Source organism: Massilia genomosp. 1 (assembly GCF_011682185.1).
Taxonomy (GTDB): domain Bacteria; phylum Pseudomonadota; class Gammaproteobacteria; order Burkholderiales; family Burkholderiaceae_D; genus Telluria_A; species Telluria_A rubra.
In genome coordinates this window covers 1-386 of the sequence record NZ_WHJF01000425.1, presented here as the reverse complement: position 1 = coordinate 386, position 386 = coordinate 1, and the positions used below count along the sequence as shown (strand labels likewise).

At 59.3% G+C, this 386-nt stretch carries 1 protein-coding gene; it reads left to right on the top strand.

The window, feature by feature from the left end; genetic code table 11:
• Positions 1-386 (top strand): bacteriophage T4 gp5 trimerisation domain-containing protein (locus tag F1735_RS34350; protein WP_445081582.1); only part of this gene is annotated, 386 nt, incomplete at both ends.

Genomic DNA, 386 nt, shown 5'->3' with positions numbered 1-386 from the left:
GAACAAGACCCAGAGCGGCGTGCTGACGCGTTCCACGCCGAAAGGCAACTACAACACCGCCAATGCCTTGCGTTTCGAGGATAAAAAGGGCCAGGAACAGTTGTGGCTGCATGCCGAGAAAGACCAGTTGACCGAGGTCGAGCACGACGAGGACAAGTGGGTTGGGAACGATCGCCGCAAGACCATCGACCGGGATGAGACCACCCTCGTCAAGCGAGACCGCACGGAGACGGTGGACCGCGATGAAACGATTACGGTGCACAACAACCGCAAGGAGCGGGTCGATCACGACGAGACCATCAGCATCGGCGACAACCGCACCGAAGATGTGGGGATCAACGAGACCATCACGATTGGGGCGAACCGGACCAAGACGGTGGTGCAGA